Origin of the sequence: Paracoccus sp. (in: a-proteobacteria) (assembly GCF_030536915.1) — a bacterium.
Taxonomy (GTDB): domain Bacteria; phylum Pseudomonadota; class Alphaproteobacteria; order Rhodobacterales; family Rhodobacteraceae; genus Paracoccus.
In genome coordinates, this window is the sequence record NZ_JAUNPC010000025.1 from 1 (window position 1) to 2,153 (window position 2,153).

At 68.7% G+C, this 2,153-nt stretch carries 2 protein-coding genes; one reads left to right on the forward strand and one right to left on the reverse strand.

Translation table 11 applies throughout. From position 1 onward, the window contains the following. Positions 1-278 precede the first annotated feature (278 nt). Entirely contained in the window at positions 279-1,370 is a 1,092-nt protein-coding gene (locus Q4F04_RS06440) for an anhydro-N-acetylmuramic acid kinase (RefSeq protein ID WP_303369011.1), read from the reverse strand. Positions 1,371-1,434: 64 nt separating this feature from the next. Here Q4F04_RS06440 and tyrS point away from each other — a divergent pair. Next, positions 1,435-2,153, forward strand: a 719-nt coding sequence (gene tyrS, locus Q4F04_RS06445; protein WP_303369012.1) for a tyrosine--tRNA ligase, incomplete at its 3' end; no start/stop codon positions are given.

Sequence of the window (2,153 nt, forward strand, 5' to 3'; positions counted from 1 at the left end):
CATCGGGTCAGCAGCCGTGCCGGTCATCGGGTCGGTCCCCGTGGTCATGTCGGTCCCGGTCGCGGTGGCTGCCGGGTCTGTGGTCGTGGTGGTGTCGGTGGCGGTCTGCGCCATGGCAAAGCCGGTCAGGGCCAGAGACGAAGTGGCGGCGAGAAGCAGAGCTTTCATCGGTGACGTCCTTCTTTTGTCGAAATCAGCCGGGATCGCTTCGCGTCCCCGATCTGGCGCCCCAACGTCCCTTGCGCGGCCCGCGTTCCCTGCTTCTCATCAAGTGGTTGTCAGCGGCGTGGCGAACTGATCCGTCCACCGCAAACGGCGCGCGCGGCAGCCGTGGCCCGTGGCCCCGAGGTCGGCAGCCCCCGCAAGACCCGCGCAGCAAGCCAGGCGAAGGCCTGCGCCTCGATCATGTCGCCGTCCAGCCCGGCCTCCTCGACCGGGCGCGCGGGCAGGCCGCAGCGCTCCTCCAGCGCCCGCATCATCGCGGCGTTGTGACGCCCGCCGCCGCAAACCAGAACCGAGGCCGGGCACGAGGGCAGCAGCCCGAGGCCCGCCGCGACCGCCGCCGCCGCCGCATGCGCCAGGGTCGCCGCGGCATCCGCATCCTCCATCTGCGCAACGGCCGGGCCGAGCGCGGCGAAAGCGTCGCGGTCCAGCGACTTGGGCGCGGGACGGGCGAAATAGGCGTGGCGCAGGAAGTCCTGAATGACCGATTCGCGCGGGGTGCCCTGCAAGGCAAGCTGGCCGCCCTCATCGCGCGGAACCTCGCGCCGTGCCCGCATCAGGTCGTTCAGTGGCGCGTTCGCCGGGCCGGTGTCGAAAGCCACGCAGGCCGACAGCGGGTCCGGATCGCGCGGGTCGCACCAGGTCAGGTTGCCGACCCCGCCGAGGTTCAGGAACACCACTGGCGAGGGGTCCAGCCGCCCTTGCGCCACCGCCCAGCGCGCCAGCGCATGATGGAAGAAGGGCGCCAGCGGCGCGCCCTCGCCTCCCTGCCGCACGTCCTCGGCCCGGAAATCCCAGACGACGCGGCGGCCGGTGGCGCGGGCGAGTTCCCAGCCCTGCCCTGCCTGATGGGTCCGCCCCGCGCCCGGATCATGGGCCAGCGTCTGGCCGTGATAGCCGATCACCTCAGCCTCGGGAAAATTCGCCGCCAGCGCCGCATGGACCCGCACCGACAGCGCCGCCGCCTCGGCCACGCCCGGCTCGCCCGGCCAGCGGCCAAGGGCCCTGTGGAGCACCTCGGCTTCCTCGGCCGCATAGGCGCGGTAGCCGGTTCGTCCAAAGCCGAAGATCGCCTCGCCGTCGGTGTCCAGCACCGCCGCGTCCACCCCGTCCAGCGAGGTGCCCGACATCATCCCGAGAACCAGCATCCGCCTTTTCTTCCCCTAGTGCCCCGCGGCCTGTATAGGCAGGCCGAGAAAAAGGAAAAAGCCGATGACCTACCGTCCGAAGTCCGAGTTCCTGACCGTCATGGTCGAACGCGGCTATCTGGCTGACTGCACCGACCTGCAGGCGCTGGATGACGCCCTGACGGAAGGACCGGTCACGGCCTATATCGGCTATGACGCGACGGCGGCCAGCCTGCATGTCGGCCACCTGCTGAACATCATGATGCTGCGCTGGTTCCAGAAGACCGGCAACAAGCCGATCACCCTGATGGGCGGCGGCACGACCAAGGTGGGCGATCCCTCGTTCCGTTCCGAGGAACGGCCTCTGCTTGGCCCCGGGCAGATCCAGTCGAACATCGACGGGATGGCTCAGGTCTTCGCCCGCTACCTGCGCTATGGCGACGATGCGGCGATGATGCTGAACAACGCCGAATGGCTGGACGGGCTGAACTACCTCGATTTCCTGCGCGACATCGGGCGGCATTTCTCGGTCAACCGGATGCTGTCCTTTGAGTCGGTGAAGTCGCGGCTGGACCGGGAACAGAGCCTGTCCTTCCTCGAATTCAACTACATGATCCTGCAGGCCTACGATTTCCTGGAACTCTACCGCCGCTACGGCTGCCGCTTGCAGATGGGCGGGTCGGACCAGTGGGGCAACATCGTCAACGGGATCGACCTGACGCGCCGGGTGCTGGATTCGGAAATCTGGGGCCTGACCTCGCCGCTGCTGACGACCTCGGACGGGCGCAAGATGGGCAAGTCGGC

Coding starts and splice junctions, on each gene's coding strand:
- Q4F04_RS06440 (WP_303369011.1), bottom strand. CDS start 1,370: ATGCTGGTTCTCGGGATGATGTCGGGCACCTCGCTGGACGGGGTGGAC.